Below are 19,132 nucleotides of genomic sequence, written 5' to 3' on the forward strand. Positions count from 1 at the left end.
TGTTACCTTGGAATATCGATCTATCTAAACAGTCAGGTGACGCGATTTAAGACACTAAGTGTCCACTAAAATTAAGTGGACACTTAAATCAGAGCGCTAACCTGTGATCGCCGGACGCTTACGAATAATGTAATCTAAGCAAGGTGTTTTAGCTATTCTGGCGAGGCCGGTTCAAGTTTCGCTAACGAATTATCGCAAAGCATTATCAACGTAATGCAAATTGCGTATTTCGGTTTGTCCGGCCACCTGTTCCGGTTTCATCCGGCCAGGCGTTTCGGTGTGATCCGGCCAGCATGATCTGACCTTCGTTTATGTTCTCTTTTTACCCGACTTCTTCTCCCTGAACCAGTGTTTTTTTACGTTGTGACTCACCTGTTAATTCCAATCGGTGGGCGTTGTGGATCACTCTGTCTAATAGCGCATCAGCAACCGTCGGGTTATCCATTAGGCCGTACCATTCTGAGACCGGTAATTGACTGACGATAATTGTGCTGCGTTGCTCGTAGCGATCTTCAATTACGTCCAATAAATCGCTGACTTGCTTACCTTTAAATCCCTCAAGGCCCCAATCATCCAAGATCAACATATCTACTTTTTGTAGCTGTACCAGTTGCTTAAGGTAGCTACCATCGGCATGCCCCATTTTCAAGCTCTCCAACAACCGGCCTAACCGGTAATACAGCACGCGTTTATTCTGGCGGCAAGCTTGCTCACCTAAGGCGCAGGCAAGATAGGTTTTGCCGCTGCCGGTGGGGCCGGTTATCAAGATGTTTTGGTGGTACGTCAGGTGATGTCCTTGCATAAGTGGCGTAATTTGCTCAGCCCTTAAGCCCCGCTTTGCCGGATAGCGTAAGCCTTCTGGTGTCGCTTTAAGGCGCAGATTAGCCAGTTTGCGCAAGCGTTGTAAGCGGGTGTTATCCCGCGCCAGATGTTCTTGCTCGACCAGTAATCCCAGTCGTTCATCGAAGCTAAGTTCGGCATAAGTATGGGGTGCAAGGCGTTGTTGCTCCAGCGCACTTGCCATGGCTGCCAGCTTAAGCTGGCGCAGTTGGATAAGTAGTGTATCCATTAGTGTTGTCCTTATTGGTAGTATTTTGAGCCACGGATGTTGATGTGTGTGCCAGGGATAATGGTGTTGGTTTCATCCGGTTGCCAGCGCATATCTTCACCGGTTTTCAGCAGCTTTTTGATGACCGGTATATAAGGTAGCTGGCGGCTTATGGCCAGTGCGCAGGCATTTTCCAGTCGGTCGCTGCCGTAGCGTTTTTGCTCGCTCAGTAGCGCCAGGCAGGCGCGCTGTGCTTGAACCAGATGGTCTTTACTGCGTTCAACCGCTAAGACCACCGCCAGGGTGCTGGAGCCAATATGCTTGGCCCAGCTGCGAATACGCTCCGGGTTCCACTCCTGATAGGCTGCATGGTTTTCTGGCATATGTGCCACATCCGTACTGTGCCGGTAAGCGTTATGGCTGCGGGGATGCTGTGCGACACATTTAGCCTGATGGTAAACCTTCACCAGCGTTTGCGTGGCACTGATTTCAACCCGCTCACCGACTAAACGATGTGGCACCGAGTACCAGTGATAGTCGTATTGTACGTGGTAATCTTTAGCCACTTTTGCAATGCGGTAATCTGTGTACTCATAGGCATAGGGCGGCAATGGCTGTAATGCAGGCGCATCCAGCAAGGTAAACAACTGCTCACGGCTGGCACCGTTGTAATGCTTCATGGGCCGCTGGTTAAGCTCAGTATTCAGTGCCCAGATGGCCTGATTTAGCGCAGCCAGTGAGTAAAACACCTGATGGCGCAGCCGAGCTAATACCCAGCGCTCAACAATCAGTAAAGCGGATTCGACTTTGCCTTTATCCTGCGGTTTACGTGGTCGGGTGGGCATCAGCGCACAACCATAATGCCTGGCAAGCGCTTTGTAATTGTCGTTAAGCACCGGCTCGAACTTATCCGCTTTATCAACCGCTGCTTTGAGATTATCGGGTATCAATAACGCCGGCACACCACCTAAAAATGTCAGGCAGCGGCTGTTCGCCATCAGCCAGGATGCCATATCCTGACCTTTACAGGCTTCAATATAGGTGTAATTAGATGCACCCATAGTGGCGACGAAGATAGCAGCCGGTTTTATCTCGCCTGTTTCTGGGTTCACAACCGGCACGGTCGGGCCACAGAAGTCGATAAAGAGCTTCTCACCGGCTTCATGATGCTGTCGCATCGAGCGTTTTTGTACAGCATACCAGCGCCGGTAATGCTCGCAGAACTGCGTGTAGCCAAGGGCGTTACTGCCATGTTCAGCCTGATATTCCTGCCATAACAGCAGCTTGGTTACGCCTTTTCTGCGCAACTCAAGGTGTACCTGCACCCACGACGGCAATACCCGCTGCGTACTGTAATCACGGCCGGGGAATAACTGTTTGTCTAGGCTATCAAGCGGATAATCGGCAGCCAGCGGCCAGCTCAGGCCTAAATTGTTAAAGCGGATAACCAAATCACTGATGGTTGCCCGGCCAATATTTAAAGCCTGAGAGATTTGCCGATCGCTTAACTTGGCCTCGAATTTGAGGCGAAATATATCCAGATAAGTGTGCATATCTGTCCTTACCATTTTCTTTTTACGTGTCATGACTACTCCGGCGAACAGTTAAAAAACTGTTATGCCAAAGTCCGTAAAACGAAGGAAGAACAAACTGGCCGGACGATACCGAAAAAGGTGGCCGGATGAGGCCGAAATCAGTGGCCGGATGATACCGAAATGGGTGGCCGACTCATGCCGAAATCGCTGGCCGGATCATCCCGAAATACGCACAAATAGACCTTAGGCACATCGAGGAACATTTTCATGGTCAAAGTGCCCTGAACAAGGCGGCTAACCACAGTGCATCCGTCTCTGCTGGAAGCTACAATTCCATATCACGCTTGCTTAGCAGGATATGCCGGGCCAGTGGCGAGCTTTGTGGTGCTAATTCAATGAAACCGGTGTCAACATTCTGATGAGCCAACAACTGGCGTTTACGGAGATTGAAATAGGTCGAGATAATCCCTTTTCATTTAGCAAATGCCGATTGAGTGAGGCCACTTTGGGCTTGCTCGGCGAATAAGGCTAGCCATTGTTCTTTAGTGCGTTTCATGATGAGTACCCTGATAATTTAAAGAGGTAGACAGATCCTGCTTATTGGTTAATAGAATTCATACTGAGTTAATTCTCCCTTGAACTATTTTGGGTTCGCTTCGTTCATCAACACTGTCTTGCCTGCGATGCTGATTTTGCTTATTAATTTGCTATTTTACTACTTTTATAAAGGGAATAAGTTACAAGAGTAGAAAAGGTGAGCAAGCCTGTCGCTTAGGTAGGTGGCATAGAGCAACCTCAACATGATTGGGGTTGCTCTAAGATTATCGAGAACAGGTAAACTGCTATTAATAATTATAGCTTATGTGCTTTTGAGGACTCTATTCTATACTGCCAGAACAGAAACACTTTGGTTGGTCAAATATAGTGTAAATTGCTATTTTATATAACAATTTAACTATTCCAGATGGAAAACATTGTCAAGTTGAGTGACGACAGGCGAGTTATCAGCATGGGTAACCATAATGTCCGCCATAAATGCCCACCATTTTTTTACAATGGGTGTTAGTGGTAGTTCATCCATTTTATGATCAGTCGTGCGTTTCAATACCGCAAAAAGAGTGTTGGTCTTTTTATCATGGTAGATAGAATAATCTGATATACCAGATTGTTTAAGCATCGCGGCAAGTCCCGGCCAGATTTCATCATGACGTTTTTTATATTCAGCCTCAAAGCCGGGCAGTAATGTCATTGTAAAAGCGATTTTTTCCATAACTCTGACCTATTTAATAGCTTGTTGATCTAAATAAAGCAGCCATTGAGATAGCGTGGTAATGTCACCAGCACCTTCCCAGGCAAAACCTGCTTTATAAGAAAGTTTTCCATTGTCATCAGTTTCGGTAATTAGCCAGATATGACTTTCGTCTTTGACTTCGCTGGGAGTATGTTTAATTTCTTTAAGCTGACTTGGCGCCAATAATGCTCCTGTGCCTACACCTTTTCCATCGATCACTTCCCAGGCTGCAATCCTTCCGGTGTTTTCGTTGTGATGAACGGAAGCTTTTTCATCATGGGTGGCTACACCAATCGCGATAGGTAATGAAGCGGGTTTGCCATCTAGAGTAAAAGTGGACTCGACCTGATAGAGCTGAGATCCCATAATCAAAGAGATATTTTTTTCTTCCTTGACAATTCCTAAGGGGGTATACCATTCGTAAGTTAGATTAAAGGAGATTTTATCGCCACTATTCTCCAAGATTTCATAGCGCTTGAAACTGTGTGCTGCGTAGGCCTTGCCATCAAGCCAAACAGCTGAGCCTCCAACGCCTCGACTAATTCCAGTATGATAGGGGTCATAACCTTCGCCATAGTCTATATGGTATGAAATACCATTTACAAATCCTTCATACCACTTATCAATAATTGAATAATCCACCTTTTTGAACCAGGCATCTACGCCACTTGAATGACCTTTCAGTGGAGCTGCTGGGCCATAAACCCTGAACGCTACTTTATCATTTTCCCAAGCAAAATCGTCACTGCGCTCAGGCACAAAACGACCATAAGCCATTACTTGAGTAGGGCTTGAAGTTTTCGACTTACCGTTTACTGAATCACCGCGATCAATAGTCGAGATACATGCCGTTAGAAATAAACTTCCGCACGCAATTAGGCTAAAGCTTTTCAACAGAGTTCTAGTTTTTACCGTCATAAAATGTCCAATAAATTAGTCAGTGGCTCAAAATTAATGTCCCGTGGATCTGTGAGTTTGCGCTATCTTGAAATTTAACGCTTGTTTGAGTGACCGATAATGCAGTATAGTGACTTAAATTGCAATTTTAAAAGTCGTATTAATAATGCTTTAGTTGTGAAAATGCTAAATTGCATGTTGGCTATTCTTATCTTTCTATAAGCAAAAAGTGCTTGCATCATCGCATAATGTTGATGCGAATCTGGGTTAGTGTTGTTAATTTCTAGGTTGTCCCCATAAATTTATCGCAAACCATACATATCTTTATCGAAATTACTAATCATGGTAAATCGAAAAATTTTTCGATACTTATGGAGTACTGTGAATTTACTGCAACTTGCAAAATTTTATATTTCAAAAACGCACTCTCGAAAAAGGGTTACTGAGAGTTTACCGAACATTAAATAAAGTATCTTCGGTGGCTTAATTTCTGACATTTGGCTCAAAGCATTCGCAGAATCAGCAAGGACACTAAATGGTAAGTAAATTAGTTGTTTTCGACTTTGATGGGACAATCACACATCCTGGTAATGACCTTTTCTTCAGTTGTTTTAACGACATATTAGACAAAAATCAATTCGAAAGTATCAACAAGATTGTCAAAAAAAATGGCAACGGGTTTAATTCAGCTCAATCGGTGCTTGAGCTTTGTAGAACATATCTGAATTTAAGAGGGGCAGGATGGGATAGTGAGTTACGGACGCTTGGCTATAAAAAAATGTCCATTCTGATTAAAAATGGGCTTTACTATAAACAGGCTTTAAAAGTGATTAATGACAGTGCGACAAAACATGGTCATGTCGTTTTAATTAGCACGGCAAATATCAGATTTATAGCTGAAGGTGCAATGTCCGCATTGAAAGATAGAAGTCTGTTGGAGGTTGAATCAGTCAAGCTTATTTCCTCTGAGATCTGTAGTAAGGGTGTTACGAGAGTAAACGCTGGAGTTGGAAAAGGTGTTTATCTCAGGGAATGGATGAAAATGAATATATTAGGAAGTCCGGATTCAATAGATGTTTATTGTGATGACCCACATGGAACTGATGCAGGGCTAATTGAGTTAGCTGACAAAACATTTGTAGTTCCAGAGTGTTTTGTATAGTTTATGAATATTCTGCTACAGAACGCTATATCCATACACGACCTGTGTACTGAAAAACATATCATCATCTCTAACTTACGAGGATATTAAAATAATAATACTGATTAAGTGCCCACTTAATTCGATTGGACTCAAAGCATGTAAATTTTGGTAATGTCTCGCCACTCAATTTGATGGTTTCACAAGAAGCAGGCATTTTAATTGCTCACCAAAAAAACCTCATTTTTTTAACTTGGATTTGTCATTAGGTAATCTTGCATTGGCATTTTGCATTTTAAATAATTTCATTTGGTGGCAGTGGGTAATTACTCTCAGCATAGCTGAAATATATAAGCGCTAGCGAGACAAAAAAACCATGGTCTCCCACTTTGTGACCTAATTCTTCATGGTTTAGCCGTTCAACAGTAAATAAAGCGTACCCATCAACACCTGTGTCTATGTAAGGTGTAAATTTGGTTGAAAAAAAGTGCTTAAATTTATTCGGAGTAGCCCATTTATCAATTAAGTCATGCCAACTTGATGTTGGATGTTCCCGGCGGGCACGGATCTGACATCTGAATTGATATGCAGTGTGGATTTTAACTAGCAATGGATACAGTTGTTCAAGGTACAACCATAGATCATCAGCCTCCCAAAATTGTGCACTAGCCCAGTCTTTTGTTTGAAACATCAGTGTTCTTTTACACGCTTCAAGGACGCTTTCTTTATCATGGTTATTGAGTGATAAAAAATGTGGGATAATAAAATTAATGGTTGCTTTTGCAAAGTTATGAATAGGACTTTTTCTTAGAGTAAAATAGGGATAAATAACATTGTCATCACCATACTCTAATTCGAAACTATTATGAGTTGAAAGGTTAGTTTCTGTTCTAATTGACGCTCCATATTTACCTGGCCATTTCTTATTTTGAAGCTCGTTAAGAAGTCTAACTGCATTTTCAAATTTTTTTTCATTAATGCTATTTTTCTTGGCCCATTCGTATGGCGGAGGGCATATGCTTGTTTTACCTAAATGAAAAGGAAACAAATACCATTCGTTATACGTCAATAATGCTTCATACAGTTCTAATTCAGCTAACGCGGTTTGTTTTCCTGTAGTAAAAGTTAATTCACGTTTAACATGTTCTGCAATCTCAGGACGTTGACAATATTCCGAAATAGCATCTAACAAGGTCATGTGAAAACCAACTTTTTTAAGTTTATCAAAATATGTTCTACGTGGAATATCGAGTAATTTTGCTGATGTATCAGGCGAAAACCATTGCTCTTTCCAAAACTCGGCGTGATAGGCCCATTGAAAAGAATGCATATAATGCAATATGGTTATAGATGGCCCTGAGTGACCTGTCAAAAGGCTTATTGCAAACAACTCGCTGCGAATTTCGTGTTCACCTTTACCTTGAAAATATACCTTACGTGCGTCAATAAGATGCTTCATGTACTCATGACTGAGATACGAAACCAATGGGAAATCATATTGATATTTATGCTGCTGCCAATACCAAAAAATCCATGTGTTGAAACTATGCCTGAGTCGATGATAGCGAAAAGAGTCATCTCCAGTTATTTGTTTTAATAATGAGACTAGAGGGTTAAACAACTCTTCTTGATCAAAAAGACTGTTCGTCATTGGGTTGGTAAATAGATACGTTGTATGTGTTGTGATTTTGTTTTTTTCAAGATAACGATTAAAAAAGCCTATTTCACTTGTATTGAGTAGTTGGCCAATTGGGATCCTTCTTTCTGCGGCAGAGCTTTTGAGCGTTCTTTGTTCAAACGGGCGGATCAGCATTTCAGTTCTTTTGGTTATCTTAATTTCTCGTTTTTCATTCCAATTTTCATTTATCGGATAAATGTCTGATATCCTTAGATAATAAACTTCACTTCGTCTAAGGCCGCATCTAAATCCAATAATTAATAATATGATTTGAGCATACTTTAAAGTTGGCACTTTATCCTGTGTAGCCTTTTCAGAAATGAATCTAAGTAGGTCAAAATACTCTGTCGGCATTAGAATATTGGCATCTACCATCATCTGTGTCTTTTTCACAGTATCAGTAATAAACCCAGAAAAAATGTAACTTGGTGTTAAGTTGTATTGTTTTTCAAGATAAATATGAAAGTCACGAAGGATCCGAGTTCGTTTTAGTTGTCCACGTAAGTTTGGTGCTTCATCAATAATCTCAAGATATAGCTCATCTAAAGAAGAAGGTTCCAATTGGTGTATTTGTTTCGCGCCAAAAACTCTGCTCATAGGGGAGAAAATAGTACCTAAAAATGATAGTAAGCTAGACGGCTTAAGTTTATTAGACCAACGACTGTTGGACGTTAAACGAGTTGCCGTCCATGAGATGAGCAATCGAGTGATAGGTAATAAATTATATTCAGAATTAGAGGCAATGACTTTTAAGGTACTAGAGATTTCTGAAAAGGTTATTTTTTTTTCATTAATGTTATTACGTTCTGACTGAGTTACCGTTAAGAGTTTTTTTAATTCCGCTTTGGCTTGTTTCATAACCTCGGCACAGTCTGTATATGCTGATTCTGGTAACTTAAAGTCTTCACTAATCCTTGGGCCTGTTACGGATGATGTTCTCATTTCTTCTATTGCTAAGTTGCTTACCTTCTTTTCATGAATACCAATTAAACGATAGAAGGAGTTTCTTTGCAGTGTTAGATTGGGTTGTGTCCCGTCGAGTACAGGTAAGTGACACGGAGTTTGTGTTAATGACAATTTAGCAATTAATAGACTAACTAAAGCTTTATTTCGATGTTTTCGAAGTGATGTGTCACCAATATTTTTTAGGTAAGCATTCAGGCACAACCGCCAGTTTGTATTTTTTAGAAAGTCACTTATTTCATCTATATTAGAATTTCTATGTTTGTAAAAGCGGGGTAAAAAATTCATAGTTACAGGATCTGGTATCCAAACATGAAAATCATTTGAAGAGCCTGTTAATTCAAACCAGCATAAATTTTCTTTAAAGAAAGGTTTGCCCTGAGTAAGGTTATGAAAGTATGAGTTAACTAAATCAAGGCGCAGTAATCCGCCAAACCGCATGGCAGAATAAATCAATTGACCCAAGTAAAAACGTGCATCCCATTCATGTGATTTTTGCTCTGATAGCGTTTTAGGTTTGCTAAGGCATAAGTCTGGTTCACTTTTAAACGTCTTATCAAGTCGTTCAATTAGCTTTAAATCATTGCCATACTTGTGTCGTAACGGTGGCTTGGGTCTACGAATTAGAACGGGGTTTCTGAGTTTAATACTATTCGGTACTTGTTTTGATAAGGCGGTAATGTATTCATTTAGGTAGTGGATAAAACGAGTAGCTTGATTTGATGATATCGGTTTACCGTTTTCGTCTCGATGTTGAGTTCTATACATGAGCCAAAAAATTTCATCATATTTATTTTGTGTTAATACATAATAGTTAACGAGCTTGTCTGAATACTTCTTATCAGCATTCTTCTTGATTAATGTTTGTAGTGTCTCAGGCAGTTCGTGAAATTGCATTAATCGATACCCTGAAGTGCTTTGATACCAAGCGACTTGCGTATCTCATCCAACAAAGGTTCAATTGCTTTTCGAATATCATTAATAGACAAGGTGGAAAAAACATGCCATTGGCTTTCTCCGATATTGCTATGGCCAAGAAATGCATCTATGAAAATGGGGTTAATATTTTTTAATTCAAAGTATGAGCGTAGAATCTTACGATTGCTATTTGCTGGTAGTTTGAAAAAATCAGATGTTTGTTGGATATAAATATATGGTCTATATGAACTAACAGTTACTTTTACTGAGCCATTTTTTATGTTGGAAGCTGTAAAAAAAAACGGTTCGGGACACCCTAGCTCTTGCCATTTCCTGAGTAAATCCAGTCTATGAAGGTGACTTAACATCGACATGAGATGGTTACGATACATTTGTGCAATTTTAATCGCATATTGATGAAGCGGAAGTGTCCGAGTATGAAACTCGTCTGCACTGTCTTTGTCTCTTATTATGGCTACTTTTGAGTCAGCGAGTATTTCAGACATATTTATAAACCCATCATGTGTAGGTCTAATTCCTGATAATAATCCCTGGCAAACAATGCAATACGCTGTATAAAAATTATGAAACTGCATCAATGGATCAAGAGTCCAATTACTGTTCTCATCGAGTTTAGTCGTTTTTGAGTGAGGGAGGCGTTTCTTTAAGTCGGCTAATTTATTTTGAATGCCGCTAATAAGCTGCTTATATTGCGTAAAAGTTGGCAAATCGCGACAACCAATAAAAGTTTTATTTAATTCATTTGAGTCTGTTGTATCACAAAATGGGATTTCTATTCCTACTTCGAGTGATATGACTTCAATGAGTTTTCTATATCTTGTTTGCAATACAGAAATGGGGAGGGCGGTGTAATATAATCTTGCCTGACTTCCTGGCGCCGGTCTGTTGAACATAAGAGTTGCACAAGCACTACCAAACATTGCGCATGCTCTTAAAAATAAGTGATTTTCGAGTTTCGAGCGTATAACTTTAATACCTAATTCTTTCTCCACATTATCTATATATGTGGCTGATGTCCGAAAAAGGCTGCTAGAAGATAAATAATAGCCCTCTAATAATTCTTCTGCGATGTTTGATAAGACCTTTGGTAAAGGCAGATGCAAAAATTCTGAGTATTTGATTGAACATTCATGGTTACTGTCTGAGGAATACTGAATTTTAAAAGCAGGTATCACGAAAGTGTTTTTGCTAAGATTCACATGAGGATATGATTTTGCTGAGTCTATATAGCTTACGTCAGTGTTTGATAAATCATGTTCTTTTTGGCCTGAAAAAAATATCATAGCTAGATAAAATGCAGCAAATAACTTATCAGGGCCTTCTTTTGGAGAAAGGCAAAAATTTAATATTCGACTAACTTCTGTATTAGATAATGTGCGATTTTCAGTTTTCAGGTAATGATGTTGCCTCTCAATCTTTTTTATTACTCCCTTTGCTACTTTTTTGCCATGAAATGCAGCTATATAAGCTTCAACAGGCTCGTGATCAGTGAATACATAAAGTTGTTCATGTTGTTGCTCAAACACTTCTTCGCCGGCATCGTCGATATCATCACTCATACTTACTTGCTGAATTGAGTAAACCTCGTCATCTTTCGTTCCATTCGCGAGACTTTCAATTTGAACAATGACGTCTCTCTCTAGTTCTGTAACACCATGGTTATTGATCGACTCTTTAGGGTTAGCGTGGTTTCTTTTAATCTTAGAAATCTGTTTTCTATTTTTTCGCTTGCCTAAAGGTATCTCAAGGACCTTTATACAATTGGTTATTTCATGGTAGAGATATATTGCATTATCTGATTTGCTTTCAGATGATAGAGATCCTGGACTAAGAAGTGAGATGTGATTTAAGTTATTGGTTTTTTTGTAAAATGTTCTGTAGTTGTAAAGAAAGCCAATGAATTCAGATAGGTTTTGACATTTTCGGCAATCCATCATTTCAAGCCAGGTTATAGCGGTTGTGTCTACTGTTAGTCTTCTAAAGAAGACACTCAATAAGTTGTATTCATAATCCTTAAAGCGTTCAGTATCATCATTTTTGTTTCTAACAAGATACTTTAGCATCAGCAAAACGTGCCTAATCCATTTGAAAAAGCTAGCATTTTTTCTGTTTATTAAATAGAAGATAGGGTAAAAGGGGTAATCCGTAAGAGAGCCTCGGAATAATTCATTGAGTTCAGTTTTTTCATTATTTCTTTTATATTTCTTAGGGTTTCCATTATTTCTTATTATGCCCAATAAGCTATCAGATGCCTCAAGAAGATATTGGATCCTTTTAGTTAGCGCTATGTCTCTGTGTATGTCGTCCATCCATATGTCATCGAATGCAGCTCTAATATTTTTGAGCACCCCAATAATGCCATCTAGTGAACTAGGAGCATCAATTTCGGTTAATAAAGAAGAAAACCAACTGATTTCTTCATCATCTTTAATACCTAATTCTTTTAATGCTTTTTTATACAAGATTATTCATCCAACTTCTAAAGGCAAGTTACACATTTCTTTTTTGTTTGTATTTAGGGTAATCGTCCAGAATTGATGGTTTGAGATAACTCTTGATGATTTCTAGTTGTGCGCTGACCTTGGTTCCTAATGAAAACAACAACGCTCCGCCTGCTATGTCGTCTAATGCAAATTGTAATAGTTCTTCTTTTTTCTGTTTTTTCTTTAGTATTACTTTAAACATATTTAGCTGATCGATATCAAACGATGAATCCAGTTTCGAAGCGGCATGACAGGCACTAAGTAATTCGAATTGTCTAAATCCACTTACAACGAAGTAATCATTTTCAGATGTACCTTTTTTAACTACAGCTATTGGGAATACTTCTAGTAAGCGTGACAAGCTGTTAAATGAGATGTCGTTAATGTTTGCGTTATACATTAATCCATAAAGCTGAGAAATCTGCTCTTTAAGACTTGGGTGGATACCTTTAAGTTGTTCAAAAGATACATGAATGAATTGGTTCATTGCCTAGTCCTTAGTGCATACAAGTAGAGCTGATTATATTTTGAGCAGATATGTGAACGGTGACATTTTCAACTCAGAGCAGTAATCTAAAATGTTATTTTTAAAAGTGCAATAGTGTGACAAATTAATTGTTTTAAAGTGGTATAAACCGGTGTAATATGGGCGCTCATTGAGTATGGATTTTAGTTGTCTCCCAGCAAGTTTCTGCCAGTAAAATATTGTTTTTAATGATTTTTATGTCGCGCCTTCCTTTTTTATCTCCCTTGAAAATTTTATGCTCTCCGGAGGCAGAGGTCCCGCGTTCGAATCGCGGCGGGTGCACCATAAAACATCAAAACCACCTTAAGGTGGTTTTTGTGTTTTTGGTACTTTGCCCAGTGAGAACGCGTTGTTCGACAAAAACGTCTGGAACGTTTTTGAACAGCTCCGCTGGCCCGAAGGGCGAGGGCAGGACAGCCCGAGTAATCGCGGCGGGTGCACCATATAAATCAACCACTTATGCGAAAGCCAGGTGGTTTTTTTATGCCTTGTGACCACATTGTGACCATATCGTGACCATCCTATTTTTTATCTTGCCAAATCATGCACAAAATTGACCTTTGCCCTTTTTTTAAATTAATGCTCTTAGTAAAATTTCTGGTTGACGTTCAAAGCAAATATATTGTTTGAACAAAACATCTCATAAAGACAGCCGATACGTTGGTTAATTAAGAGCATATTAAATACGAAGGACGAGTTTTTGTATTAGGTAAGCCTAGTCCCAAATGCAGAGCGTTATCGCCACCAAAATAAGGATTCGGTATTTTTCTTAAATCAGATGCTTTAGCGTGTAGTTCGAAGGTTTGTAACCATTGAGTCCAATACAGTCCCTCCTTATTCGAACGTAATTTTTTAGTGATTAACTGTCTTTTTGCAAAAAATGCCGTGAGGTACTGAAGCTGGCCTTGATTATTAAATGCCTGCATAAATAGCGAGCCGGATTTATGGCGTTTTGGTGACTCAAGAAACGCAAGATATTCAGCAAAAGTGGTTACATGCAGGTGTTGATGTAACCAATACACTGCGCCTTCCCAGTAAGCACCAAATTCCTCTATCTCTGCTGTTTTTAATGGCATTTTAGGCAGTACCATATTGTTGCCAGCCACTAGTGAATCAATAATGCTTTGGTACGCCTCGTGCCAATTAATAACCTGCCACTCAAGGGTGGTATAAGCGCGTTGGATATAGTCTTTACCATTAATAGTAAAAGCGACAGGCAAATCGGGTAACGGGATAACAATATCGTCCAATGTTGAGAGCATGCCGTTTGTGGGGGGCTTAGAATACTCTCGAAAAGCGAGTGGCAATGCGCCTACTCTTGCAAAGGTGAGCATGGTATTAAACCAGCCGATATAACGAGCATTGTTCGCCTTACAGAACGCCATTAGCTCTGGAAACCTATTTTCGATGGCGTCAGCAAGTTGTTCAGCTGTATGGTTTTTACAGTCCTCCCAACCAAAATATTGGTTACCTGTTGCCCCACTTGAATGATAAGCCTCTAACCGCTCACCTAAGGAGCAGCAGGCGAGTTCACCTTCTATAGAGATATAAAGTGCTTGAATGGGCAGCAGTTGTAGTCGCCAATAAAAACCGCTAGCAAACATATAAGGAAAAATGGCTAAGTTTTGGTAGCCACGTTGATGGAGAAGATTGATGGCATGAAGAAGCCTAAGACTGCGCCTAGCAGTCGAGTCATTTAATATCACGTTAGCGCTTTTCATAATCGTAATTAAAACTGTTTTGAGAGTTATATAGGTTAGTTCAGACTCGTGATGTTATTAGCGATTAGCTAAGTAAATGATCAAAAATGTCCATTAGGTAATTATATTTATTTAAGAATACGGGATGAAGAGGGATTCACGCGTTCCTCATAGAGCCGCTCTAGAGCCTCATTGATAGTCATTTCTTTGTCTTTACTCATGTAGCGCTCTATTTGCGGGCTTTTCTTTGATTGGCCTTTATTACACAAACCCCACTATAATCATAGGTTTTGGTGGGTCTGTGGCATCAATTTTAAAAGGGGTAATTAAGGCGAGCTCTTTTCCATTGGCGGAGGTCCCGCGTTCGAAGCAACGACGCGGCTAAAACAGGGGATTTTATTGCTTGGTGTTTTTTGACACTGTTCGCAGCAGTGAATTGCAGTTTTAGGTTGCAAGGTGATAAATTATTGTGCCGTGGTATGGCGAGTGTTGAGGTGCTTGAGCGGCTTTGTCTCTCTGTTGAAAGGGCAAATCACGGTAGGTGTGAGTACTAATAATATAGAGCTTGGTAAGACCGTTGAAGTCAGTCTTACCACGCTAAAGCCAGCCGTTGGTTACGAGTTTTAATTATGTATCGCGATAACCGATGGTAAAGTAACGTTCATTAATCGCAAGCAGCAGGGCCGTCTTTTAGCTGAATTGTTACTGCGTGTTATAATTAGCGCCGATGTAAATAAGCGTTGAATTGATCGAAGGCAAGGAGCCCGAACATGAAATGGATATTGGTTGCAGTACTCATGCTTATTCATAATCCCCTAATCGCTTCAACTCAGTATTCCCAAGCGCAATGTAATGAGTTAAAAAAACAAAGAGAATACATTCGTAAGCGAATGAATGCAGGCTATGGTGTCGCTGAAGGTAATTGGTTAAATGAGCGAGACCGCGAGTTATTTCAGATCATCGGCCTGCGTTGTAATCAAGCATCTTCGCCTGTAAGCCATTCACCGCAAAACACCTCAGAAAATACCAACACACCTGAGAGTACTATGTTGTCTGAACCGGCAAAGTCAGCACTGAAGGATATGCCCGATTGGTCGGCAAATAATGCTATTTTTAGTGGAAGCAAAGCGGCTGCTTGGGCTGATTTCTACCAAGTGCCAACGCATTGTCGGCAAAAAAACTTGTCTGAAACTGACTTTGTAAAATGTGCAGACCATAAAGCGGAACAACGCCAGCAATTCATCACAAAATGGGAAAAGCAGCAACACACTGTCGTTAACATTAGCCCTGCAATTGAGCAAAACGATCAGCAGATACAACAATCCACTTTTGCAATTCTCGAGGCCTATATAGCTGAAAATAAAAATTTAGAATTGCCATCAAGCCTAACCCTAAGAGTGCAAGCTGAGAGCGATTATCATCGGCACTTTAGATGGTTTGGCTTATCTTTTGTTGTGCTGCTGGCGGCGGGTGGGTGGTTGATATGGCGAAAGTGATGTTGATGAAAGCAGGCTAAGCACGTGTCAAAATTACTTTAGCGCACAGATTTATACGTTGCTCAAATCACACTTTATTGATAATACTAAACAACATCATGGATTGAGGCGGTTTTATGTCGGTGAGTTATTACGATCAGCAAGCTGCGAGTTTTGCGCATGACACCCTCAGTGTCGATATGACGTTGCTTTATGAAGAGTTTTTGCCGCTGCTGGCGCCGGGTAGTGTTATCGTCGATGCCGGTTGCGGTGCAGGTAGGGATAGTCGCTTTTTCCTGTCTAAAGGGTTTCAGCTATTGGCCTTTGATGCCAGTAAGGCGCTGGTCGACATCGCTGAACAGGTTACCGGTATCGCGGTGGCACATAGTACCTTTCTTCGCTTTACCCCTCCGATAAACGTTGATGCTATTTGGGCGTGTGCTTCGCTGTTGCACGTGCCCAAAGCTGAGCAGCAAACTACGTTTCAGCATTTAACGAAATGGCTAAAACCCAAAGGGATCCTGTACTGCTCTTACAAGTATGGTGACAACGACTATGTCAAAGCAGGGCGGCAATTTACTAACGCCAATGAGGCGCGCTTAGCTGCGTTCTTAGATGGTTCTGGTTTGCGTATTAAAAAAGTTTGGATCAGTGCCGATGCACGTCCAGGTCGCGCAGATGAGCAATGGTTAAATGCGATTTTGGAGAAAACTGCCTGATGGTGCAGCAGTTATTCCAAGGTAAGGTGCTTACTACAGGTGGCGCAAATGACCCGCTATTACCCAAGTTATTAACGGCAATTAATCACGCCACAGAAGTTGAAATCAGTGTGTCGTTTATTCAGCCATCGGGTTTGCAGTTGCTGTTGCCAGCGTTAACCGATGCGTTAAGCGCTGGCGCTAAAATCAAAATACTGACCTCTGATTATTTGCATATCACCTCGCCAGAGGCATTACGCCAGCTGTTGCTGCTTTGCGAGCAAGGCGCCCAAGTGAAACTGTTTTGTTGCCAAGCTAACACGCCGTTTCATATGAAAGCCTATATCTTTGTTAAAGGCTATGAGGGGGTGATGGAAGAGGGCTGCGCTTATATTGGCTCCAATAACATTAGCCGTACAGCACTGCTAAATTCTCATGAGTGGACATTACGCCATGATTTTCAGCAGAAATATGCTGTTGAGTGCCAGTTTACTGATATTCGCCAGCAATTTGCTGCCATATTTAGTCACCCACAAAGCCAGCCACTAACAGAAGCACTGTGGGCGGCTTATTTGCAGCGCTACCAACAAAATAAACAACAACGCTTACAGTTAGTGGATGCGGTTATTGAAGAAGAGCCGCGTTTTACGCCCAATGAGGCACAGTTGTTGGCATTAGCGGCGTTAACCGAGAGCCGTCAACAAGGGTATATGCGCGGCTTAGTGGTTCTTGCAACCGGCATGGGTAAAACCTGGCTGGCAGCGTTTGACGCCAAGCAATTGGCCGTCAAACGTGTGCTTTTTGTGGCCCATCGTGAAGAAATTTTATTGCAAGCGCAGCAAAGCTTTAGTCAGTTAAACCCGAATAAAAGTAGTGGTCTATATCTCGGTTCAGAAAAAGCACCCGAGGCTGACTTGTTATTTGCGTCTATCCAAACGTTAAGTAAAGTAGCGCACTTGCAGCAGTTTAAACCTGATCACTTTGATTATGTGGTTGTCGATGAATTTCATCATGCTGCCAGCCCCAGTTATCAGGCATTATTACATTATTTTACCCCTGAATTTCTATTGGGGCTAACCGCCACGCCTGAGCGCAGTGATCAGGCGGATATTCTGGCGCTGTGTGATAACAATTTGGTGTTTGAACGCAATCTTGTGCATGGCATCGAAAGCCGTATCTTGGCGCCATTTCATTATTATGGCATTTACGATCAGTTTGTTGATTACCAAGAGATCCCATGGCGCAGTGGTAAGTTTGATCCCAAAGCCTTAGACAGCGCCTTCGCAACGCGCAAGCGGGCGTCACACATTTTTGAGCACTGGCAAAAACACAAACAACAGCGCACCTTGGCCTTTTGTGTGTCACGCCGACACGCCGATTACATGGCCGAGTATTTTAATGCGCAGGGCATCGCCGCGGCTGCGGTTTACCAAGGTAGTGTATTACGGCGCAATGAAGCATTAAGCCAATTGCAGCAAGCGCAGCTGAGTGTGCTGTTTTCGGTTGATTTATTTAACGAAGGAACTGACTTACCCGCTATTGATACGGTGTTGATGTTACGACCAACAGAGTCAAAGATTTTGTTTTTACAACAATTAGGTCGTGGGCTACGCCAAGCTGAACACGTCGGCAAAACGCATTTGGTGGTGCTTGATTTTATTGGTAACCATCAGTCATTTTTAAATAAACCGGCAGCGCTGTATAACGTTAGTGGTGTTAAAGCCATTACCAGTACATTGGCAAAACAGCCAAAGATAGCGCCAGGTTGTTATATTAATTTTGCACCTGAAGTGGTCAATTTTTGGCAGCAGTTAGTGCGTAAAGTGAAAAACACGGCGGCTGAAGATTTTCAACAATTGCAGTTAGAGCTTGGGCATCGCCCCACGGCGGCAGAGTTTGTGCTAGCAGGGTTCGATATCAAAAAAGTGCGAGATAAACACGGTAGCTGGTTTAACTTAGTGGCAAAGCAAACTGAAGATGCTGAAATGGCGTTGTTGCTTGAACGTTATGGTAATTGGTTACGCGATGGTGTTGAAACGACCGGCATGAACAAATGTTTTAAAATGATCTTGCTGCGGGCTTTTTTAGCGTTAGATGGGTTTAGTGCGCCCGTCAGTACTCACCAATTAGCTAAACAAAGCCGGCAACAAATTTGGCGCCGGCCCGATTTAGTAGAGAAAGACGTTCCGGCTGCACTTAGGCAAGACAACAACAGTGAAAAATGGCATCAGTATTGGTGTAAAAATCCGATCCATTTTTATGCCAAGCAAGATAAAGCGGCTAGTAAGCCTTGGTTTGTTTTGAATGCAGGGCGGTTTGCCGCTAACTTTGAGGTTCGTCCTGCTGATATTGAAGCACTGACTGCGTTAACACATGAGTTAATTGACCTGCGATTAGCGCAATATTTATTGCGTGATGCCCTGGTTTAATAAGTCTTAAACACCCTAGTAGGCTAAATCGAGTCGGCTAAAAAGCAGTTCGCTGGGTTAAATCGACATATTGCCACCAAAATTGCACTTCCCCGACCCCCCGCAATGTCTCTTATTGGAGTGTTATGCCACGTTAAAACGGTGTTCGCTCGGCAATAGTTGCCACATTAAACCGACATGCGGCGGCCACATCTTGGTATTTTGCATGAATGTCGTCGCTAGATGTACACAACTATCTTACCAATATCTGATTTTAGTTATTACCACAAGTTTGGCGCTAGCCGCATGGCAGTGTTTTGGTTGTTACCTTGCTCGCTATCTCAGTAATT

General features: G+C 41.2%; 12 protein-coding genes. 4 read left to right on the forward strand and 8 right to left on the reverse strand.

Annotated elements, in window-relative coordinates:
* Window positions 1-322 precede the first annotated feature (322 nt).
* The 4 genes from istB to L1N97_RS15870 form a co-directional block, all read right to left on the reverse strand.
* A complete protein-coding gene (gene istB, locus L1N97_RS15855; protein WP_236130471.1) occupies window positions 323-1,069 on the reverse strand; it encodes an IS21-like element helper ATPase IstB in 747 nt (248 codons plus the stop codon).
* An 11-nt stretch (window positions 1,070-1,080) separates the two neighbouring features.
* Complete coding sequence (gene istA / locus L1N97_RS15860; protein WP_236130472.1) at window positions 1,081-2,634, reverse strand: IS21 family transposase; 1,554 nt, start codon at window positions 2,632-2,634, stop codon at window positions 1,081-1,083.
* A 904-nt stretch (window positions 2,635-3,538) separates the two neighbouring features.
* Window positions 3,539-3,853 carry an L-rhamnose mutarotase gene (rhaM, locus tag L1N97_RS15865; protein WP_229588280.1) on the reverse strand — a complete coding sequence of 105 codons (315 nt, stop codon included), beginning with the start codon at window positions 3,851-3,853 and terminating at the stop codon, window positions 3,539-3,541.
* Window positions 3,854-3,862: 9 nt separating this feature from the next.
* Entirely contained in the window at window positions 3,863-4,792 is a 930-nt protein-coding gene (locus tag L1N97_RS15870; protein WP_229588278.1) for a DUF4861 family protein, read from the reverse strand.
* 514 nt (window positions 4,793-5,306) lie between these two features.
* Here L1N97_RS15870 and L1N97_RS15875 point away from each other — a divergent pair.
* Window positions 5,307-5,933, forward strand: coding sequence for a haloacid dehalogenase-like hydrolase (locus L1N97_RS15875; protein ID WP_229588276.1), 627 nt, complete (start codon window positions 5,307-5,309; stop codon window positions 5,931-5,933).
* Between the two features lie 274 nt (window positions 5,934-6,207).
* Here L1N97_RS15875 and L1N97_RS15880 read toward each other — a convergent pair whose 3' ends face one another.
* The 4 genes from L1N97_RS15880 to L1N97_RS15895 form a co-directional block, all read right to left on the reverse strand.
* Window positions 6,208-9,450, reverse strand: coding sequence for a hypothetical protein (locus L1N97_RS15880; RefSeq protein WP_229588275.1), 3,243 nt, complete (start codon window positions 9,448-9,450; stop codon window positions 6,208-6,210).
* A complete protein-coding gene (locus L1N97_RS15885) occupies window positions 9,450-11,954 on the reverse strand; it encodes a hypothetical protein (RefSeq protein WP_236130473.1) in 2,505 nt (834 codons plus the stop codon). Before L1N97_RS15885 ends, L1N97_RS15880 begins: the two co-directional genes overlap by 1 nt.
* A gap of 28 nt (window positions 11,955-11,982) precedes the next feature.
* Window positions 11,983-12,462 carry a hypothetical protein gene (locus L1N97_RS15890; protein WP_229588271.1) on the reverse strand — a complete coding sequence of 160 codons (480 nt, stop codon included), beginning with the start codon at window positions 12,460-12,462 and terminating at the stop codon, window positions 11,983-11,985.
* Window positions 12,463-13,169: 707 nt separating this feature from the next.
* Window positions 13,170-14,207 (reverse strand): hypothetical protein, encoded by a 1,038-nt coding sequence (locus tag L1N97_RS15895; RefSeq protein WP_236130474.1) that lies wholly within the window; start codon window positions 14,205-14,207, stop codon window positions 13,170-13,172.
* A gap of 764 nt (window positions 14,208-14,971) precedes the next feature.
* On the opposite strand from L1N97_RS15895, the gene L1N97_RS15900 reads away from it, so the two are divergent.
* The 3 genes from L1N97_RS15900 to L1N97_RS15910 all read left to right on the forward strand — a co-directional run bounded on the left by L1N97_RS15900 (window position 14,972) and on the right by L1N97_RS15910 (window position 18,803).
* On the forward strand, window positions 14,972-15,697 hold the full coding sequence (locus tag L1N97_RS15900) for a hypothetical protein (RefSeq protein WP_236130475.1): 726 nt from the start codon (window positions 14,972-14,974) through the stop codon (window positions 15,695-15,697).
* 116 nt (window positions 15,698-15,813) lie between these two features.
* Window positions 15,814-16,395 (forward strand): class I SAM-dependent methyltransferase, encoded by a 582-nt coding sequence (locus tag L1N97_RS15905; protein WP_236130476.1) that lies wholly within the window; start codon window positions 15,814-15,816, stop codon window positions 16,393-16,395.
* Window positions 16,395-18,803, forward strand: coding sequence for a DEAD/DEAH box helicase family protein (locus tag L1N97_RS15910; protein WP_236130477.1), 2,409 nt, complete (start codon window positions 16,395-16,397; stop codon window positions 18,801-18,803). The genes L1N97_RS15905 and L1N97_RS15910 overlap by 1 nt, the downstream gene beginning before the upstream one ends.
* The last annotated feature ends 329 nt before the right edge of the window (window positions 18,804-19,132 follow it).

Source organism: Rheinheimera sp. UJ63 (assembly GCF_021568285.1).
Classification (GTDB): domain Bacteria; phylum Pseudomonadota; class Gammaproteobacteria; order Enterobacterales; family Alteromonadaceae; genus Alishewanella; species Alishewanella maricola.

Bases quoted from the DNA above. Each gene is read 5' to 3' on its own strand.
- L1N97_RS15890 (WP_229588271.1), bottom strand. From the start codon at position 12,462: ATGAACCAATTCATTCATGTATCTTTTGAACAACTTAAAGGTATCCAC.
- rhaM (WP_229588280.1), bottom strand. From the start codon at position 3,853: ATGGAAAAAATCGCTTTTACAATGACATTACTGCCCGGCTTTGAGGCT.
- L1N97_RS15875 (WP_229588276.1), top strand. From the start codon at position 5,307: ATGGTAAGTAAATTAGTTGTTTTCGACTTTGATGGGACAATCACACAT.
- L1N97_RS15870 (WP_229588278.1), bottom strand. From the start codon at position 4,792: ATGACGGTAAAAACTAGAACTCTGTTGAAAAGCTTTAGCCTAATTGCG.
- istB (WP_236130471.1), bottom strand. From the start codon at position 1,069: ATGGATACACTACTTATCCAACTGCGCCAGCTTAAGCTGGCAGCCATG.
- istA (WP_236130472.1), bottom strand. From the start codon at position 2,634: ATGACACGTAAAAAGAAAATGGTAAGGACAGATATGCACACTTATCTG.
- L1N97_RS15905 (WP_236130476.1), top strand. From the start codon at position 15,814: ATGTCGGTGAGTTATTACGATCAGCAAGCTGCGAGTTTTGCGCATGAC.
- L1N97_RS15880 (WP_229588275.1), bottom strand. From the start codon at position 9,450: ATGCAATTTCACGAACTGCCTGAGACACTACAAACATTAATCAAGAAG.
- L1N97_RS15910 (WP_236130477.1), top strand. From the start codon at position 16,395: ATGGTGCAGCAGTTATTCCAAGGTAAGGTGCTTACTACAGGTGGCGCA.
- L1N97_RS15900 (WP_236130475.1), top strand. From the start codon at position 14,972: ATGAAATGGATATTGGTTGCAGTACTCATGCTTATTCATAATCCCCTA.